Consider the following 18074-nt stretch of genomic DNA (forward strand, 5'->3'; position numbering starts at 1 on the left):
GTGTGTACACTCCGCTTTCTCAGCGGTTTTCGCCTTGTCTCACCTTAGCGCGCGAGATCGTAAACACGTTCTGAGCGCCGGCTCGCGGGAAGGCAAACCGGCGTCCTCGCTCAAGAGCAGGCGGAATCCAGCGCCGGTTCCGCGGCGGTCTCCTCCGGCTGCGCCTGGCCGGCTCCGCGCAGGAACAGCGCCACCACCAGCGCGCTGAGCACGGTCAGGACGGACAGCACCGTCAACAGCCGCTGGAAGGCGGCGGCGTAGGCCTGGGACAGCGTTTCGGAAGACAGACCTGGCAACAGCTCGCCTACGGCGGCCAGCTTGCCCAAGGCCCCCAGGCTGGCGGCCTCGGCCAAGGTCTGCGGCGCCGCCGCGGACAGCGGCGCCAGCCGCTGCTGCAGCAGCCCCGCCAGCAGCGCGCCCACCAAGGCCAGCGCTATGCCTTCGCCGGCCACCCGCGTGGTGCTGAAAATGCCTGCGGCCATGCCGGCGCGCTCCTTGGGCACCACGCTGACCGCCAGGCCGTCCATCAGGCCCCAGGGCAGGCTGATGCCCACGCCTATCAACAGCAAGGGCCACAGCGTCTGCTGCAACGCGGACAGCTGTGGATAGTGGCTGAGCCACCACAGCCCCAGCGCGCACAACAGCAAGCCGCCGGCGGACAGCACCGTGGCGGACAGCCAGCGCGTCAGCCAGGCCGCGCACAGCGGCAGCACCAACATCGGCGCGGACAAGGCCAGCATCACCCGGCCGGCCTCCGCCTCGCTGACGCCTTCCGCGGCCACCAGGCGCAAGGGCAGCAGCACCAGCAAGACCACGAAGGCGTAAGCCGGCGCGGCGGCCAGGCATTGCACGCCGACGAAGCGCGGATAGCGGAACAGGCTCAGGTCCAGCATCGGCCGCGCCGCGCGCCGCTCCAGCGCCACGAACAGCCAGAACGCCGCCGCCGAGCCCAGCAACAGGCCGATCACCTGCGGGTTGCCCCAGCCCAGCTCCGGCGCCGCCAGCGCGCCGTAAGTCAGCAGGCTCAGTGCCAGCGTGAAGCTGAGCGCGCCCGGCCAATCCAGGCCGGCGGCCTGCGGATCGCGCGATTCGCGCATGCAATAGGCGGCCAGGCCCAGGGAGAGCAGGCCCACCAGGCCGGCCAGCGCGAAAATGGAGCGCCAACCCCAGGCCTGGATCATAAAGCCGCACAGCAGGGGGCCGAAGGCCAGGCCGATGCCGAAGGTGGTGCCTATCAGGCTGAAGGCCCGCGTGCGCGCCGCGCCGGCGAAGCTTTGCGCCAGCGCGGCCAGGCCGCTGGCGAAGGACAGCGCCGCGCCCAGGCCCTGGGCCGCGCGCAGCAAGTCCAGCCACAGCAGGCTGCCGACCAGGAACAAGCCCAGCGAGGACAGCGAGAACAGGCCGATGCCGAGCATGAACACCCGTTTGCGGCCGTATTGATCCGCCAGCGCGCCGGCCGCCATCAGGCAGCCGCCGAAAGTGAGCATGAAAGCGTTGGTGACCCAGGTCAGCGCTTGAGCGCTGCCGCCCAGCTCGCGGCCTATCGCGGTCAAGGCCAGCGCCGGGCCGGTGAAGCTGAGCGGCGTGGTCAGCGCGGCCAGGCAGACCGCGGCCAGGGTCAGTAAAGGAGCGCGTTGGGAGGGCGCCGGTTTGGAGGGATGCATGATTTCGCCTTTCAAAGAGTGGGACAAGCGCCCGCGCGGCGCGGCGGGCGGATGCGGATGGTCATTGGGCGAACACATGATAATTTGACGGCAATTGACGAAAAACAGGCGATGTGTCCAAATTAAGCGGACAAAAACTCTTTAATTGAGGGCTTCATGGATAGTTTGAGCGGCTTGGCCGCCTTTGTGCGCGCGGCGGAGGCGCAAAGCTTCGTCGGCGCCGGACGCGCGCTGGGCGTGTCCTCGTCCGCCGTGGGCAAGAGCGTGGCGCGGCTGGAGGAGAAGCTGGGGGTGCGGCTGTTCCAGCGCAGCACCCGCCATGTGCGGCTGACGGCGGAGGGCGAGCTGTTCTACGAACGCTGCCGCCGCATCCTGGACGACATCGACGACGCCGAGGCCGAACTGGCGCAGAGCCGCGCCGCGCCGCGCGGCAAGCTGCGGGTCAGCCTGCCGGTGGTGGGCTATCGCATGCTGCTGCCCATCCTGCCGGACTTCATGCAGCGTTATCCGGAAGTGGAGCTGGACCTGGATTTTTCCGACCGCATGGTGGACGTGATAGAAGAGGGCCTGGACGCGGTGGTGCGCAGCGGCCCGCTGGCGGATTCCCGGCTGATGGCGCGGCCCTTGGGGCCGTTTCGCCTGCTGGTGGTGGGCTCGCCCGGCTATCTGCGCGATCGCGGCACGCCGCAAAGCCCGGAGGACCTGGCCCAGCACGCCTGCCTGCGCTACCGCTTCCCCAGCACCGGCAAGCTGCAAGCCTGGGCGCTGGACGGCGCGCCGGCCGGCCAGGACTGGCCGCCCAGCAGCGCCATGAGCTGCAACAATATCGAGGCGCTGATCTGCGCCGCCAGCCAGGATCAGGGCCTGGCTTACCTACCGGACTTCATCGTGCGCGACGCGTTGGCCGCCGGCCGGCTGCAAACCGTGCTGGAGCCTTATCTGGGCCAGACCGGCATGTTCCATGTGCTGTGGCCGTCCAGCCGCCAGCTGTCGCCCAAGCTGCGCGTCTTCGTGGATTTTCTGTGCCAGCGGATGTTCGCGCCGGCAGGCGGGGCCGCGTGAGGGCCGCCTACACGCCGCGCTGACGGCGGAACGCCCACCAGCCGGCCAGCAGGCTGAAGCTGGCCACCAGCAGCACCAGCACCCAGAAGCCGTGCGGATGATTGGCCAGAGGCACGCCGCCCACGTTCATGCCGAAGAAGCCGGCGACGATATTGATGGGCAGCGCCAGCACCGTGACCAGGGTCAGCGTGAACAGGGTGCGGTTGCTTTGCTCGTTCAGGCGCGCCGCCAGCTCCTCTTGCAAGAGCTTGATGCGCTCCACCAGCGCCGCCAGATCGTTGAGCGTTAACGCAAATTCCTCCGACGACTGGCGCAGCGCCTGCGCGTCGGCGGCGTCCAGCCAGGCCGGCGGCCGGTTCAGCAGCCGGAACAGCGCGCTGGGTTCCGGCGCCAGCAGGCGTTGCAGGCGCACCAGGGAGCGGCGCATCGCCGCAAGCTGCGCGCGCTGGTCGTCCAGCCTTTGCGCCAGCAGCCGGTCCTCCAGCACATCCACCTGCGCGCCGCTGGCGCGCACAATGCCGGCCAGCGCGTCAGCCTGGTTCTGCAGCAAGTGCACCAGCAAGGCCGCCGGCGAACGGAAGGCCGCGCCGCCGCGCACCGCCGCGCGCAGCCGGTCCACCGAGTGCAGCGGCTTGACCCGCGCGGTGATCAGCACCCGCGGCTGCGCATGCGCCCACAGGGTGGCGATGTCCGACGAGGCCAGGCCAAAGCTGAAGGCCACATCGTTGATCACCGCCAGCAAGGCCTGATCCAGCAACTCGATGCGAGTGGAATTGGAGCCGCCGCGCAGCGCCTCGAAGAAATCCTCCTGCAGCGGCAAGGCCGCGCGCAGCCAGCGCTCGCTGGCGGCATTGGCCAGATTGAAATGCAGCCACAGAAAGGCGTCGCCGTCCGGCGGCGCGCGCAGCCAGGCTTGCGCCTGGGCGGAGTCAATCTCCGCGCCGGCGCCGTCCGGATGAAAACAAAAACTGTAGATCAGCCCGGCCTGGTCCGAACCGTATTGTTGCTGTGCGATGGGGGGGGGGGCATGGCGCGCGGCCGACATGGTGGGATACGGTACAGCTTAGGCGCGGCGGATGACGGAATGGTGACGGTGCGCTCGCTGGACTTTTAGGTTTGCCGCAGATGGCGGCCCGGTGCGACAATTCACGGCTGAAGAGGCCGACGTGTTGCTTTACAATGCCAAGCCTGTGCTTTTGACCCTGCCCGCGGGCGGGTTTTTTTATTGGGAGACGTCTGAGCCATGACTTGGCAGGATTTCAAGATGCAATACCTGGTGCGCTTTTGGGCGCCGGTGCCGGCGGTGATCGCCGCCGGGGTGTTGTCCGCTTATTATTTCGGCATTACCGGCACCTTCTGGGCGGTGACCGGGGAGTTCACGCGCTGGGGCGGCCACGCTTTGCAGTTGTTCGGTTTTCACCCGGAAACCTGGGGCTATTTCAAGGTGATCCATCTTGAGGGCACGCCCTTGGACCGCGTGGACGGCATGATGATCATCGGCATGTTCGCCGGCTGCCTGTCCGCGGCCTTGTGGGCCAACAACGTCAAGCTGCGCATGCCGCATCATCGCGTGCGCATCCTGCAGGCGGTGCTGGGCGGCCTGATCGCCGGCTTTGGCGCGCGCTTGGCGATGGGCTGCAATCTGGCGGCCTTCTTCACCGGCATTCCGCAGTTTTCCTTGCACGCCTGGCTGTTTGCGCTGGCTACGGCGGCCGGTTCCTGGTTTGGCGCGCGGGTGACCATGCTGCCGGTGTTCCGCATTCCGGTGAAGCTGCAGAAGGTGAGCGCGCCGCAGCCCTTGCAGCAGCGCGAGGATCAGGCGCGGCGCCGCTTCCGCCTGGGCATGCTGATTTTCGTCGCCTTCACGCTGTGGGCGCTGGCGCGGACCTTCTCCATGCCCAAGCTGGGACTGGCGGCCTTGTTCGGCCTGGCTTTCGGCCTGATCATCGAGCGTGCCCAAGTGTGCTTCACCTCGGCCTTCCGCGACCTGTGGCTGACCGGCCGCACCCAAATGGCCAAGGCCATCATCGCCGGCATGGCGGTCAGCGTGATCGGCGTGTACAGCTATGTGCAGTTGGGCGTGCCGCCCAAGATTCTGTGGGCCGGCCCCAACGCGGTGATAGGCGGGGTCTTGTTCGGCTTCGGCATCGTGCTGGCCGGCGGTTGCGAAACCGGCTGGATGTACCGCGCGGTGGAGGGCCAGGTGCATTACTGGTGGGTGGGGCTGGGCAATATCGTCGGCGCCACCTTGCTGGCGGCGTGGTGGGACGACATTGCGCCGGCGGTGGCCACCGATTACGCTAAGGTCAACCTGCTGGCGGTGTTTGGTCCGCAAGGCGGCCTGGTGTTGACTTACGCGATGTTGGCGCTGGCGATGCTGGCGGTGTTGTGGTGGGAAAAACGCTTTTTCGCCAATAAGGCGCAGGCGGCGAGATTCAGCAAGGAGGCGGCATGAGCAAGCAGAGTTATACCCCCAATTACCGTTTGGACATGATGGGCGAGCCTTGCCCGTATCCGGCGGTGGCCACGCTGGAGGCGATGCCGCAGCTGCGGCCGGGCGAAATCCTGGAGGTGGTGACCGATTGCCCGCAGTCGATCAACAACATCCCGCTGGACGCCAAGAATCATGGCTACACCGTGCTGGAAATCCAGCAGGACGGCCCGACGATACGCTATCTGATCCAGCGTTGAGCCGGTGTAAATAGTGCCATTCCGCCGTAGAGGCGGAACCTGGCGGCCTGTGGTTCACTCACTTGTTAAGTGTTTGGCGGCAGGCCGTTGTCGTATGCGGCCGGCCATGGTTTCCCTCATTGGATAAAGGTGTTGCCATGTTTTCACTCAGCCGCGGCGTCGCCCGCTTGGCCCTTATCTGTGTTCCCGTCGTGCCGGCGCTGGCCGGTACCGGTTCCGCCCATCTCAATTACCCCAATGTTTCCGCCGACATTCTGATGATGACGGTGAAGGTGTTGAACACGCATCAGCATACCTATTACGAGACCCTGGGCTGGAACGGCGGCCGCGAGGCCGGCGGCTACACCGGCATTCAGAGCCACAACAACGGCGCGCCGGCCTATATCTTTTCGATCTGGGATCCGATATCGGTGCGCGGCATCCCCATCCGCGCGGTGTACGCCAAGCCCGGCGCCAAGGTGGAGCGTTTTGGCGGCGAGGGCGAGGGGCTGAAGTATTTCGACTTGCAGACCAAGTGGACGCTGGGCCAGCCGGTGACGTCCCTGGTGCGCAACTGGCAGCAAAACGGCCACACCTACTTTGGCATGTGGACGCGGGACGCGGCCACGCGGGTCTGGACCCACCACGCCACTTTCGATTTCCCGGTGGCCAATGTCGATTTCGCCGCTCAGTCCGCCAACAGCTTCATCGAGAACTGGAGCGGCCAGGCCAAGGACGTGACCCGCACCGCCGAGTACTACGATGTCTGGGCGCGCGGCGCGCAGGGCTGGCAGGCGATCACCCGAGCCACGCCCACCGTTACCGAGCTGACGCCGGCGCAGGCCAAGCAGCACGCGGTGTCCTCGCAGGGACGCTTTGTGATGCAGCAGGGCGCGCCGCTGGCCGGTTTTCAATCGCCGCTGATTTCCACCACCCGCCGCCCGGCCGCGCCGGAAGCGGATCCGGCCAAGATCGATCAGCTGAACGCGGCTTACGACGCCGCCGCGCGCGCGGTGACGGTGAGCTGGCAAACCAGCCCCTATGGCGCGCCGCAGTTCAAATACCAGCTCAGCGTAAGCGACACCGCCAGCGGCAAGACCTTGGCGCAAGGCGGCGAAATCTCCGGCGAGCGCCGCGCGGTCAATTTGAAGCTGCCGGCGGGAACGCCGGCGCCGGTCAAGCTGCAAGTGAGCTTGACGCTGACCGACGTGCTGGACCGTAGCGACGCGCGCGCAAGCAAGTTGATAGACAGCAGCGCCGTCGGGCCGCAGGCCGGCAAGTCTTACCGGCTGCAGTCGGCGAGCAGCGGGCTGTGGCTGACGGTCAAGGACAATAGCGCGGCCGCCGGCGCGGCGGTGGTGCAGCAGGCCGCCGCCGGGCAGAACCAGGTATGGCAGCTGGCCGTCAGCGGCGACGCTTTTCAATTGACCGCCGCGCACTCCCGACAGTGCCTGGATGTGGAGGGCGGGTCCAAGCAGGATGGAGGCAAGCTGATCCAGTGGCCGTGCAGCGGCCAGGCCAATCAGCGTTTCAGCCTGAAGGCGGACGGCGCCGGCGGGTATAGCCTGGTGGGCGCGCAGGCAGGCAAATGCGTGGATGTGGCCAATGGTTCGGCCCAGGCGGGCCAGCAGCTGATTCAATGGAGCTGCCACGGCGGCGCGAATCAGCGCTGGCGCTTGCTGGCCGCGGAGTGAGCACCGCCCGCGCCGTCAGGCGCGGGCGGCTGTTACGATCTGCTGCGCTGCGACGATACGGCGTTGAAAACACCTTCGAAATGCTCATGTACCGCTTGTACATTCCGCTTTCTCAGCTGTTTTCGCCTTGCCTCGCTCTGGCTCGCGAGACTTTGAACCGCTTCTTAGCGTTCGCAGCCGGCGAGGAAGGCGCGGGTGGCGGCGGCGCCGGCCTCGAATAGCCGCTGATACTTGTCGTCACCGGTCTTGATATTGAAGTCCGTGGCCAAGACGCCTTCGGTGGGAATATTGATGCTGCGCGCCTGATCCCGCGGCGAATGCTGGTAGTTCAGGTTTTGCGCTTGCCAGGCGCTCTGGGTGATATTCTGGATGTGTTGGATCAGGTTGGCGTCCGACGACGGCTCGCCCGGTGGCGCGTCGAAACGGGCGCCGAAGGTTTTCTCCTCCTTCTCTTCTCCCTGCTTTGGCTTTGCTGGGTACTTGTCGTCGAAGAAGTTGATCGGGTAGTTCCAGATGGTGCCGCCGTCTACGAACACACCGGTTTCCTGGCCTGGGTAGGTGAAATTCTGCGCCTCGAAGAAGAAGGGGATGGACATGGAGATGCGCACCGCCTCGGCCACTTCCACGTTCGGGGTCAGTTCGGTGGAGAACACCATGGCCTGGTGAGTGTTGGCGTCGCAGCCGATCACATGGAGCTGGCGGAAGGCTTGTTCGTTCTTGTGCAGTGCGGGGTTGGCGAAATCGGCGAAAGTGTATTTCTTGCCCGGCCGGCCATCCTTGAACTGACTGGCGACCACGCCTTGCAGCCAGTGGTAGAAATATTCGCTGGAGTACCAGCCCTTCTTGTTGATCAGCCGCAGCAGGCAGACGAAGTCGTCGGGCGTGATGCCCGGCGCATGGGCCTGGAAGGCGTGGTAGGCGGCGTCCAGTTGCACCGAGCGCGGCTCGGTGGTTTTTTGCGGGATTTTGCTATAGACCAAGGAGTCTGCAAGCTTCTTGGTCTCGGCTGCGCTGAGCTGGAAGCTGATCAGCATGGAAGAGATGGCGCCGGCGGAGGCGCCGACCACGCGTTGGATTTGCGCCAGCGCGCCGGCCTTTTCCAGTTCCTCCAACATGCCCAGGTAGGCGATGCCCCAGACGCCGCCGCCGGATAGAGCCAGGTTTTCGAATGAATATTTCATGTGCCGCTCCTTGTCGTTGAGATGAAATCGACTCGCCATTTATGTTTATGGCATGAAGCGGCGTTTGCTGCTATCAGTTGACGCGGGACCCGGCTTTGCCGGCCTTTCGGCCAGGCACGGCCACCGCGCCGCGGACTTCAAAGCGGATTTTCTCCACCACCAGGCCCTTGGCGTCGCGCAGTTCCAACGCGTGGCGGCCGGGCCAGGGGAACCAGGGCAGGCTGGCGCCTGAGCCCAGGCGCTTGCCGTTGAGCCACCATTGCGGGCGGGCCACGCCGCGCGCGCGCAGCAGCAGACGCTGATTGGCCGGCGGGATGTCCGGATCCAGCGCGTAGACGCTGCCGTCCACCGGCGCGGCGATGCCGGGCGTCTGGCTGGTGCCGCCGCGCTCCGGCACGATCAGCGCGCGCTCGGTGCCGGCCAGAAACCATTCGCGCCGGCTGGCTTCGACATCGCCCTCGTAGCGCACGTTCTGGCTCACCACGCCGGGCGGCGGGGCCGGCGGCAGGGAGGCCGGAGCGCCTTGCTGGGCGCGGTCCAGCACCGCCTGCCACACCGGCGCCGCGCCGTGCATGCCGGATACGTCCCACATCGGCTCGCCGGCGGCGTTGCCCACCCACACCGCCACGGTGCGCTGGCGCGAGAAGCCCACCGCCCAGTTGTCGCGCATGTCCTTGCTGGTGCCGGTCTTGACCGCGCTCCAGTAGCGGGTGGACAGCGCGCTTTCCAGGCCGAAGGTGCGCGCGCGCGCGGTGCGGTCGGACAGGATGTCGGCGATGATGAAGCTGCTGGCGGCGTCCAGCTGCCGCTGCGGTTTGGGTTTTGGGTCCGCCAGCGTCCAGCGGGCAGGGCTGGCCAGGCCCTGGTTGGCCAGGGTGCGGTAGGCGTTGGCCAGTTCCAGCAGGCGGATGTCGGCGGCGCCCAGCGCCAGGCTGTAGCCGTAGTAGTCGCCGTCCTGTTGCAGGCTGCTCAGGCCCAGCCGGTACAGGCGGTCGCGCAGCGCGTTGGGGCCCACCATTTCGATGGCGCGCACCGCCGGCACATTGAGCGAGGAGGCCAGCGCGGTGCGCGCCGACACCAGGCCTTTGAAGTCCTTGGCGTAGTTTTGCGGCGCGTACAGCCCAGAGCCGGTTTGCAGGTCCAGCGGGCTGTCGTTGAGCAGGGAGGCGGCGCTCAGGTAACGGCGCTCCAGCGCCAGCTGGTAGAGGAAGGGCTTGAGCGTGGAGCCGGCCTGGCGCAGCGAGGTGACGCCGTCCACTTCGGCGGCGTTGGACAGGCCGCGGCCGCTGGAGCCCACCCAGGCCAGGATGTCGCCGCTGGCGTTGTCCAGCACCACCAGCGCGCCGTCCTGCACATTGCGTTGCGCCAGCGCGGCCAGGTGGCGGCGCAGCACCGAGACGGCGTAGCGTTGCAGGCCCAGGTCCAGAGTGGAGCCGACACGGCTGCCGGCCGCCAGCGGCTGGCGTTGCAGCAGTTTTTGCGCGAAGTGGGGCGCGTCCTGCTCCGCCAGCGGATTGGCGGCGCGGCTTTGCGCCAGCGCCTGGCGGGCGCGAACCGCCAGCGCCGCGCAGTTGGGCTGGCGGCGCATGTCCTGCAGGATGCGGCAAGCGCGGGCGGCCACCTTGTCCGGCGCGGCGTTGGGCGCGCGGATCAAGGCCACCGCGATGGCGGATTCTTCCAGATTGAGGCCGGCCGGCAGTTTGCCGAACAAGGTGGCGGACAGCGCGGACAAGCCCACCAACTCTCCACGGAAACCCACCAGATTCAGGTAAGCCTCCAGGATCTGCGCCTTGCTCCAATGCGTTTCCAGCCAGGCGGCGGACCAGCCCTGGCCCATTTTCTGCCACAGGCTGCGGCCGTTGCGGCCTATCTTGAGGTCGTTGTCCAGCAAGCCGGCCAACTGCATGGTCAGCGTGGACGCGCCGCGGGTGCGGGTGTTCCACAGATTGCCCCAGGCCGCCGCGGCCACGCCGGACCAGTCCACGCCGCTGTGCTGGTAGAAGCGCCGGTCTTCCGACACCACCAGCGCGTGGCGGAAGGCCGGCGAAGTGTCGGCCAGACTCACCCAGTCCAGCCGCCGGCCTTGCTTGTCCACTCGCAGCCGCTGCAGGGGCTGGCCGTTGCGGTCCAGCACCACCACGTCAGACGGCCGCCATTCCGCCTTGACCTGCTGAAAACTGGGCTGGGCCTGCGCCTGGGCGGCGGCGCCGCACAAAGCCAGCGCCGCCAACCACGTCCATCCCTTTATGGAGGTTTGCTCGCAAAGGCAGGCATGGCGTGGAGGTTTGGAGCGCAGCAGTCGAAGAGGGAGGATGCGCGTCATGTGCGAGACCGAGTTTGCGGCGGAGTGGATGGCATGGCGGTGGGGTATGCATTGCATGCTGATTTTACAGAAATAGATTTTGATTGTGATATTTCATGGTCAAATATTTTTAATCGTAATTAAATATTGCAGCAAGCAAGTTGTCAATTAGGTATTTGCACTAGGTTCTATTCCCATGGTCATGCTGTATCAATAAATGGCCTTTGGGTGAAATTATTTCGCCTTATTGAGACGATCCATATACGGAGGAAGTGATGAGCAATATCGTCAACATTGAAATGGTGTTCGATACGCAAACCATTCTCAACAAGTACCCTAGTCCAAGCCAAAACTCTGGACAGCCAACCGGCATCGCCCATCAGGACGTTTATATGGTGGCGGAGAGCCGTTTTGTTACTGGCGGACAAGCTTCCGCTGATTTGGCGGTGAAGGCTGAAGTGGACGATGTGATCCGGTGGCGTGCATTGTCTCTGTCTTCGAACGTCAGCCAAAGCGTTATCGTTTACAAAATCCAAAAATTCTCCGGCAGTCAGGTGACCTCCATCCCGGTTCCGACCGAGTCCAGACCTTGGGTGCCCATTCCCAACCAGAATGCGGACAAAGTGGTGGATCCCCTGAATTATACCGCGCAACAAATTCCAAACTACTACCTTGGGTGCAACGTGACTGACACGGGCACTGAAAATTACCAGGTTTGGTTCTATATCACCGAGCAAGTAAGCGGCAATCAAGTTAAAACCCTTGGTTACTTCTATTGGGATCCGGTTATCCAGGTTTCTTGAAGTATCAGGTTTTATTGAAACCGAAGTGCCGGCAAACTGTTTAGCTTGCCGGCACTTCACCTATTGTAAGGATGAATTATGAATCCGGTTATCGACTTGACCCTGGCGCTGCAACCGGACGTGCCGCAAAACGTCTTGGGTCTGCGGGAGGATTCGCCCGCAGCAGTCAATGAAGGTGCGGTACGGGTTTTTTCCAGTCATACCCTAGTCGAGGAGCGTTTACAGAATGGTCTGCTCCTATTGTCTCTGCCCGATGCCAGGGTGGGGAATACGATACGCTGGTATGGCGCGAGCGCCTCTCCAAGTCAGGGGATGGGCGTCATCCCTTATGCCGTTGACCACCTCGGCGGACAAGCAGCCACTTCGATCACCGCTCCATGCCTCTGCAAAAGAGGGCAGTTGCTGCCCGAGCAGGATGCCGCCAGTTCCGAAATCAATATGACGCGGCTCCATGTTGAAAAAGCATCGTTTTTTTACTGGACTCATGATGTGACGGACTCTGGTCGAGAAGATTTCCGCATCACGCTCCATCTCTACGGCCGCCCCAAGTCCGACGGCTCCTTTGGAGAAAGGCTGGGAACGCGCGTGCTCAGCGTGTCCATCGTCATTCCATGAGCGGCGGTTGTCGAAGGCGGCGACCTTTGTCTTGAACGAAAGCTGTCGACGCGCGGGCATGAGGCATTGCCCGCTTGCTGCGCCCCCTCTTTGACATCGGCCAAAGAGGGGGCGCAGGCTTAATTTTCCCCTTTCCCAACCTTGAACACCGGGTTGGGCAACATCCCGAACACGTCCGGCGCGTACAGCGCTTCCACCCGCGTCGGCGGCAGCTTGAAGGCGCCGGGGTTGTTCAGGCGCATGGTGTAGCTGGTTTTCAGGCCGCCGCGCGGCACGTAGCCGTAGTAGGCGCGGTAGCCGGAGAAACGCCGCTCCACGTAGTCGGCGGGGTCGCCGTCGTTGTCCGCCTTGGCGTTGATCGCCGAATCCCTGCCCAGGCCGGAGCCCAGGATGGTGGCGCCGGCCGGGATCGGGTCGTTGACCACCACCCAGGTCATATCGCTTTGCGCCTGGATCTCCAGCGTGACCTTGACCACGTCGCCGGGCTGGTACTGGCCGCTGGTTTTCTGGCTGACCGGGCTCAGCGTTTTCTTGATGCTGTAGCCGGCGTAGCGCGGGGCCTTGAGCGCGATGGCGGCCTCGGCCTGCACCGTGGCCCACGGCGCGCCGCCGCCGGCGTGCTTGAGCTGCAGGCTGCCGCCGTTTGTGGTCCAGGGCAGCAGGCCCAGCTGTTTGACGCCTTCCTGCGGCCAGGCCAGGTTCAGCTTGGCGCCGCCCAGCGCGGCGCTGGTCTGGCCGCTGACCGGCGCGGTTTCGAACTGGCGCGAGAATTGCGCAACGGCCAGGCTGCCCCACAGATTGGAGGTGGTGGTGCCCCAATGGCCTTTTTGCTGACGCCCCAGCAGGCCGGTGAGCAGGCGCGGCATGTCCGCCTGCCAGCCCGGCAGCTTGCGCACCGTCAGCAGCAGCTTGGCGGCGTTGACGTCTGCGCTGCCCATCAGCCACCAGGCGTTGTCGCTGGCCTCGGTGCTGAAGCCCATGCGCGTGCCCTGGTAGGTGAGACGCGCGCGCAGCAGGTTCTCGGCCTCGCTCAGCCGCGCGGCGCGCTGTGGAACGTCGGCGGCGCGGTTCAGCAGAGCCAGCCAGTCCACCAGCATGGCGGTGCTCATTTTCTGCGGATTGAGGTCCAGCACGTCCAGCATGGCCGGACGGAAGCGTCCGTAGCGCGCCAGCGCTTCCATCGCGCTCAGGCGGCGGGCGTCGGCGTCCTGGCGGCCCAGCGGCAGATCGCGCTTGAGCCTTCCCTCGACGAAGGCGGTCAGGCCGTCCAGCAGCCGCGCGCGCTGAGCTTCCGGAATGGCGACGCCGGCTTCGTGGGCGGCGGCCAGCAGGTAGCTGCTGAGGATGTCGCTGCCGCGGTCCGGCGCGCCTTCGGCCAGCGGGAAGTAGGCGGCGAGGCCGCTGCCGTCCAGATACAGCGGCAGTTCGCTCATCAGCTGATCCCAGCGCTTGGCGTCGGCCAGGCCCAGGGCCACCGAGCTGCGCTGTTCCAGGCAGACATAGGGGTAGTCCTGGAACCAGCGGCGCACGCCGGGCAGTTCATTGCCCAGCTTGGCCTGCAGGCTGACGCGGATGCCGCCGCGGCCGGGCAGGGCGCCCGGCGGCAAGGCGACGGGGATGCTCAGTTCCGGCGCCACGCGTTGCAGCGTGGCCTGCTCCACGGTGACGGGCACAGCCGGCTCGATTTCCTGGCGCACCGCCAGCTTGTCGGCGGCCTTGCCGTCCACTTGCTGGGCGCTGAAGCTCCATTTCAATTCCTTGACGTCGTTGGGCACCGTCACCGGCCAGCTCAACAACCGCGCCTCGCCCACCGGCAGGCTGATCTCCTGCGGCGGCAAGTCCGGCAAGCCGGGCGCGCCGGCCTGGACCTTGACCTTGAGCGGCTTGTCGCCGCCATTGCGCACGGTGACGCCGGCGCTGAACTGGTCGCCTTCGCGCGCCAGCGGCGGGATGCCGGAACTCAGCTGCAAGTCCTGGGTGACGTTGAAGCCGGCTTCGCCGGTGCCGAACAGATCATTGCCCACGTCGGCCACCGCCACCAGGCGGAAGCGGGTCAGCGCGTCGTTGATCGGCACTTTGACGCGGGCGCTGCCGTTGGCGTCCAGCACCACGCGCGGCTGCCACAGCAGCAGGGTGTCCAGCAGTTCGCGGGTGGGCGCCTTGCCGCCGCCGCCGCCCGGCGGCAGCGATTTGCGGCCGTAATGGCGCTTGCCCACCACTTCCAGCTGGGCGGTGGCGGTTTCCACGCCGTAGCTGTGGCGCTGGTACATCGCCTGCATCAGTTCCCAGCTGCGGTTGGGCTGCAGTTCCAGCAGCGCTTCGTCCACCGCGGCGAAGGCCACTTCAGTGCCGGCCGGCGCCGGCTTGCCGCCGGGCAGCTTGACCTGGATGGCCACTTCGGCGGTTTCGCGGATGCCGTAGCTCTTGCGCGCCGGGCTCACGGTGACGTCCAGCCGCTTGGCGGCGTCGCCCACCTGGATTTCGGCGATGCCGTATTTGAAGGCCGGCCGCGACAGGTCAACCATGCTGGTGGGCGGGGTGTAATCGCCGCCTTCGTTCCAGTAGGCGTCCCACCATTCGCTCGGAGTTTTCCAGCCCCAGGTGAAGAAGGAGTACCACGGCACCTCGCGTACGCGGCCGCGCACCGCCAGCACCGAGACGTAGACGTTGGGGGTCCAGCCCGGCTCGATCTTGAGTTCGATCACCGGGTTCTTGCCTTCCAGCTCCACCACCCGGGTTTCGATCACGCCTTCGCGTTCAATCGCCAGCCAGGCGGTGGCTTTGCGGAAGGGCATGCGCACCTGGAAGCGGGCGGTTTCGCCGGGCGCGTAGCTGATTTTTTCCGGCAGGATGTCGATGCGATCGTTGTTGTCCACGTCGAACCACAATTCGTCGTGCTTGCTGACCCACACCGATTGCGCGCTTTGCGCCAGATTGCCGTTGTCGTCCGCGGCTTCGGCGATCAGCTCCATGTCGCCGGCGTCCTTGAGGTTGACTTCGCAGAACATCAGCCCGCGGCCGTCGGTGCTGCCGCTGCACACCTTGCCCTTGTCGTCGGTCTCTTCGTTGTGGTCCCAGGCGTAGAAGCCGCCCACCAGCCGCTTGCGGCTGGACAGGTAGCGGTGTTCGCGCAGGCTGATCTTGACGTTCTTGCCGGCCAGCGGCTTGCCGGCGGTGTCCAGCACCACGGCCTTGAGCTGCAGCGCGCGGCCGGCGGTGATCCAGCTGTCCACGCTGATGCCTACTTGCAGGCCGGCCGGCCATAAGGGAATGCGGCGGGTCAGGGTTTGCACTTCGCCGTTGGGGTCGCGGTAGGCGGCCTCGGTGACCAGGTCGTAGCGGCGGTCCAGCTTGGGCAGCTTGTCCAGCGTGGTCTTGCCGTTGCCGTTGGCGTCCAGCTGCAGCGCGGCCTTGTCCAGCAGCACTTTGCCGTCCAGCGAGGATTCGGCCTGGTCGCGCTGGCGCTGCGGCGGCGAGAAGCTGTAAGCCTCATAGCCCTTGATGCGTTGGTAGGCGTCGGCCAGCATGGCGCTGACTTCCACCGGCCAGCCCTTGGCCGGGCCGCCGTTGCCCCAGGACAGGGATACGTTGAGCGGCAGCTGTTTGGGCGCGATGCCGGCGTTCTTCACCGTGGAGACGCGGCCGGTCATGGTGGGCAGGCGGAATTCCTCCACCCGGAAACTGCCGCTGTGCAGCGAGTAACCGTCCAGCTCCGGGCTGGACGGCTTGTCCTTGTCGTCCGGGCCGCGCGCGCCCTTGCGCTCCAGGTACAGTGTGTACTCGCCCAGCTTGGCTTCTTTGGGCAGCGCGTAGCTGCTTTCCGCGTAGCGGCCGTTGCGCCAGCTCAGCGGCAGGCTGATTTCGTCTCCGCTGCCGTCGTGGACGATGCGCAGTTGCTGCGGCAGCTGGCCGGGCTTGAGCTGGGCCAGGCCGCGGCTGACCTGGGTGCGCAGCAAATGCTTCATCGACACGGTTTCGCCGGCGCGGAACAGCGCGCGGTCCAGGATGGTGTGGGCCAGGATATTGGGGCTGTCGCTCCACTGGGTGGGGAAGGGGAAGCGCCAGGATTCGATGCCGCGGTTCCAGCTGGAACGGACGAAGGACACGTCGTCGTTGCCGTTGGCGTCCTTGGCGGCGGCGGTGATGAACAGGCCGGACAGTTCCTCGTTGTCGCAGTTGCCGGCCGGCAGCACGGACTTGACCGCGGCCACGCCCTTGGCGTCGGTCTTGCCGGACCACAGCGCGTTGCCCTTGCAATCGTAGATGTTGACGCGGGCGGCCGGCACCGGCTTGCCCTTGTCCAATGTGGTCACCCACACCGCGGCGTTTTCCTTGGAGCTCTTGAAGTGCACCGCCATATTGGTGACCAGCGCGGCGGTGCGCACATACATGGGCTTGGTGCTGGCCAGCAGCGATTTGCCCAGCAGCCGGGACGACACTTCCACCACGTAGAGGCCGGGTTTGGGCAGCGGGATGCCCACCACTTCGAACGGCCATTTGCCCTGCTTGTCAGGCTGGCTGGGCAGCTTCAGCGGCTGGGCGGCCTTTTCCTTGGCCAGCAGCGACAAGCGCCGGCTTTCTATGGTCTTGTCCTTGCCGGCGGGCAGCGCGCTTTCGTGATAGCGCAGCACCTTGGCCAGCCAGGCCATCATGTCCTGGTCCTTGTTCAGCCGCAGCGCCTGGCCGCCCAATTGCACCGATTTGATGTTGAGGTCGCCCTCCACCCCGCGCAGGGTGATGGGCAGCGCCGCGTCCGCGCCGGATTCGATGATGCCGAACGGCGCGGCGGCGAATTTGGCCAAGGGCGGATAGTCGGCCAGCTTGATGGCCAGCGGGAAGCGCTCGGCGTTGACCAGCGGCCGGCCCACTTCGTCGCCAAAGTCCTTGGGCAACTTCAGCGTCAGCGTTTCCAGCGGCGGGAACGGCGGTGCGAAGCTGACGCTGTCCACCGGCTCGCCCTTGCCGCGCGCCTCCGCCTGTGGAGCGCGCTCGGCGCCGGCGCCGCTCAGGCGTATCGCCATCGCCAGTTTTTCCGGCACCGGCGAACTGAAATTGAGGGTGATGGGCTTGAACGGGATGCACGCGCCTTTTGCGTTCTCGCGCAGGCAGCTCATATTGGCGGTGAACGGCGGCCGCACCTGGTAATTGAGCCGGTCCGGCGCGGCCGCGCCGCGCTGGTGCACCAGGGTGAGCTTGCTGTCCGGCGCCAGCCGTTGGCCACAGCGCAGCGTCAGCACCTTGGCGGATTGCTGCTCCAGTTTCAGATGCTTGAGCAGGGCCGCGCGCTCGCCGGCCGGCAAGGGCTGGACCGGGATGCGCTCCGGCAAGCTGGAGGATTGGCAATACAGGGACGAGGCCGGCACGCCGGCGCCGTTGAATTGCAGCACGAAGGCCTGGTCTTCCTCTATGCGGCCGTTGCGCGGCCAGCGCTCCACCACCACCGGCGCGCCGGTGTAGAAGCGGAAACTCAAGCCAGTGTCCACGGCCTTGCCCTGTAGATCCTTGAGGCCGGGCTTGGCCGTGAAGCGGCAGTCGGTGTTGGCAGCCGGGGTTTCCGACACGTCCAGCACCCAGGTCTTGTCGTCCACCCAGTGGCCCTTGGCCTTCAAGCCGCAACTCCAGGCGAACGGCGCCGGCGCGGCGCTATTGCCCAGCGGAATCATGCTGCTGTTGAAGGTGGCGCGCACCTGCTGCACTTCTTTGACTTCGCCCTGGGGGCTGAAAGTGGTGACGCCGGCGGCAAGGCCGGCGGCGCAGGCGAAACCCAAAAGCGCGGGCGCAAGGCGGAATGGCAAAGACATGGACGAGGCTCCGGAAAATACCATCGCAATTATACGCGGCTGGAGCGGCGGCAAGGGGCGAGATGTAAAAAAGACCGGCGGCGGCTTGCCCTGGTTCCGGGGTTTCTCGGCCCTCAGCGGAATTTTAGATTTTCATGATGGATGCGTTGCGGACAAGCGGGCGGGAAAGAAGGAAGGATGAGGGGGTGGAATGGTGTCGGTCATTTATTCCTAATAAAAACAAAATGTTTCAAACGATTTGGTGTGAAGATTCACACCCGTGGGTTACGTAGTTATACGGAT

Annotated in this window: 12 protein-coding genes; 7 read left to right on the forward strand and 5 right to left on the reverse strand. The window is 65.7% G+C overall.

The window, feature by feature from the left end; all coding sequences use genetic code 11:
• Positions 1–110 precede the first annotated feature (110 nt).
• Complete coding sequence (locus VK98_RS17130; RefSeq protein WP_048415331.1) at positions 111–1664, reverse strand: MFS transporter; 1554 nt, start codon at positions 1662–1664, stop codon at positions 111–113.
• A gap of 156 nt (positions 1665–1820) precedes the next feature.
• Here VK98_RS17130 and VK98_RS17135 point away from each other — a divergent pair, with 156 nt between their 5' ends.
• A complete protein-coding gene (locus VK98_RS17135; RefSeq protein ID WP_048415193.1) occupies positions 1821–2726 on the forward strand; it encodes a LysR family transcriptional regulator in 906 nt (301 codons plus the stop codon).
• Positions 2727–2733: 7 nt separating this feature from the next.
• Here VK98_RS17135 and VK98_RS17140 read toward each other — a convergent pair whose 3' ends face one another.
• Positions 2734–3771 carry a transporter gene (locus VK98_RS17140; RefSeq protein WP_048415194.1) on the reverse strand — a complete coding sequence of 346 codons (1038 nt, stop codon included), beginning with the start codon at positions 3769–3771 and terminating at the stop codon, positions 2734–2736.
• A gap of 198 nt (positions 3772–3969) precedes the next feature.
• Between VK98_RS17140 and yedE the strand changes: the two genes are divergently transcribed.
• The 3 genes from yedE to VK98_RS17155 all read left to right on the forward strand — a co-directional run bounded on the left by yedE (position 3970) and on the right by VK98_RS17155 (position 7090).
• Complete coding sequence (yedE, locus tag VK98_RS17145) at positions 3970–5181, forward strand: selenium metabolism membrane protein YedE/FdhT (RefSeq protein WP_048415195.1); 1212 nt, start codon at positions 3970–3972, stop codon at positions 5179–5181.
• Positions 5178–5417: a sulfurtransferase-like selenium metabolism protein YedF gene (gene yedF, locus VK98_RS17150; RefSeq protein WP_048415196.1), complete on the forward strand. Its 240-nt coding sequence runs from the start codon at positions 5178–5180 to the stop codon at positions 5415–5417. Before yedE ends, yedF begins: the two co-directional genes overlap by 4 nt.
• 137 nt (positions 5418–5554) lie before the next feature.
• A complete protein-coding gene (locus VK98_RS17155; RefSeq protein WP_082159100.1) occupies positions 5555–7090 on the forward strand; it encodes an RICIN domain-containing protein in 1536 nt (511 codons plus the stop codon).
• Positions 7091–7254: 164 nt separating this feature from the next.
• On the opposite strand, the gene VK98_RS17160 is transcribed toward VK98_RS17155, so the two are convergent.
• Positions 7255–8271 carry a patatin-like phospholipase family protein gene (locus VK98_RS17160; protein WP_048415198.1) on the reverse strand — a complete coding sequence of 339 codons (1017 nt, stop codon included), beginning with the start codon at positions 8269–8271 and terminating at the stop codon, positions 7255–7257.
• A 73-nt stretch (positions 8272–8344) separates the two neighbouring features.
• Entirely contained in the window at positions 8345–10501 is a 2157-nt protein-coding gene (pbpC, locus tag VK98_RS17165; protein WP_231589311.1) for a penicillin-binding protein 1C, read from the reverse strand.
• A 347-nt stretch (positions 10502–10848) separates the two neighbouring features.
• Here pbpC and VK98_RS17170 point away from each other — a divergent pair, with 347 nt between their 5' ends.
• Together VK98_RS17170 and VK98_RS17175 are read left to right on the forward strand one after the other, a co-directional pair.
• On the forward strand, positions 10849–11376 hold the full coding sequence (locus VK98_RS17170; RefSeq protein ID WP_048415199.1) for an inclusion body family protein: 528 nt from the start codon (positions 10849–10851) through the stop codon (positions 11374–11376).
• 78 nt (positions 11377–11454) lie between these two features.
• The gene (locus tag VK98_RS17175) at positions 11455–11991 is read left to right on the forward strand and encodes an AidA/PixA family protein (protein ID WP_048415200.1); all 537 of its coding nucleotides are present in this window, start codon (positions 11455–11457) and stop codon (positions 11989–11991) included.
• A 119-nt stretch (positions 11992–12110) separates the two neighbouring features.
• Here VK98_RS17175 and VK98_RS17180 read toward each other — a convergent pair whose 3' ends face one another.
• Positions 12111–17792: an alpha-2-macroglobulin gene (locus VK98_RS17180; RefSeq protein ID WP_156187922.1), complete on the reverse strand. Its 5682-nt coding sequence runs from the start codon at positions 17790–17792 to the stop codon at positions 12111–12113.
• Between VK98_RS17180 and VK98_RS23845 the strand changes: the two genes are divergently transcribed.
• Positions 17791–17973 carry a hypothetical protein gene (locus VK98_RS23845; RefSeq protein WP_156187923.1) on the forward strand — a complete coding sequence of 61 codons (183 nt, stop codon included), beginning with the start codon at positions 17791–17793 and terminating at the stop codon, positions 17971–17973. The two genes, VK98_RS17180 and VK98_RS23845, sit on opposite strands and share 2 nt — an antisense overlap.
• The last annotated feature ends 101 nt before the right edge of the window (positions 17974–18074 follow it).

Source organism: Chromobacterium sp. LK11 (assembly GCF_001043705.1).
Taxonomy (GTDB): Bacteria; Pseudomonadota; Gammaproteobacteria; order Burkholderiales; family Chromobacteriaceae; genus Chromobacterium; species Chromobacterium alkanivorans.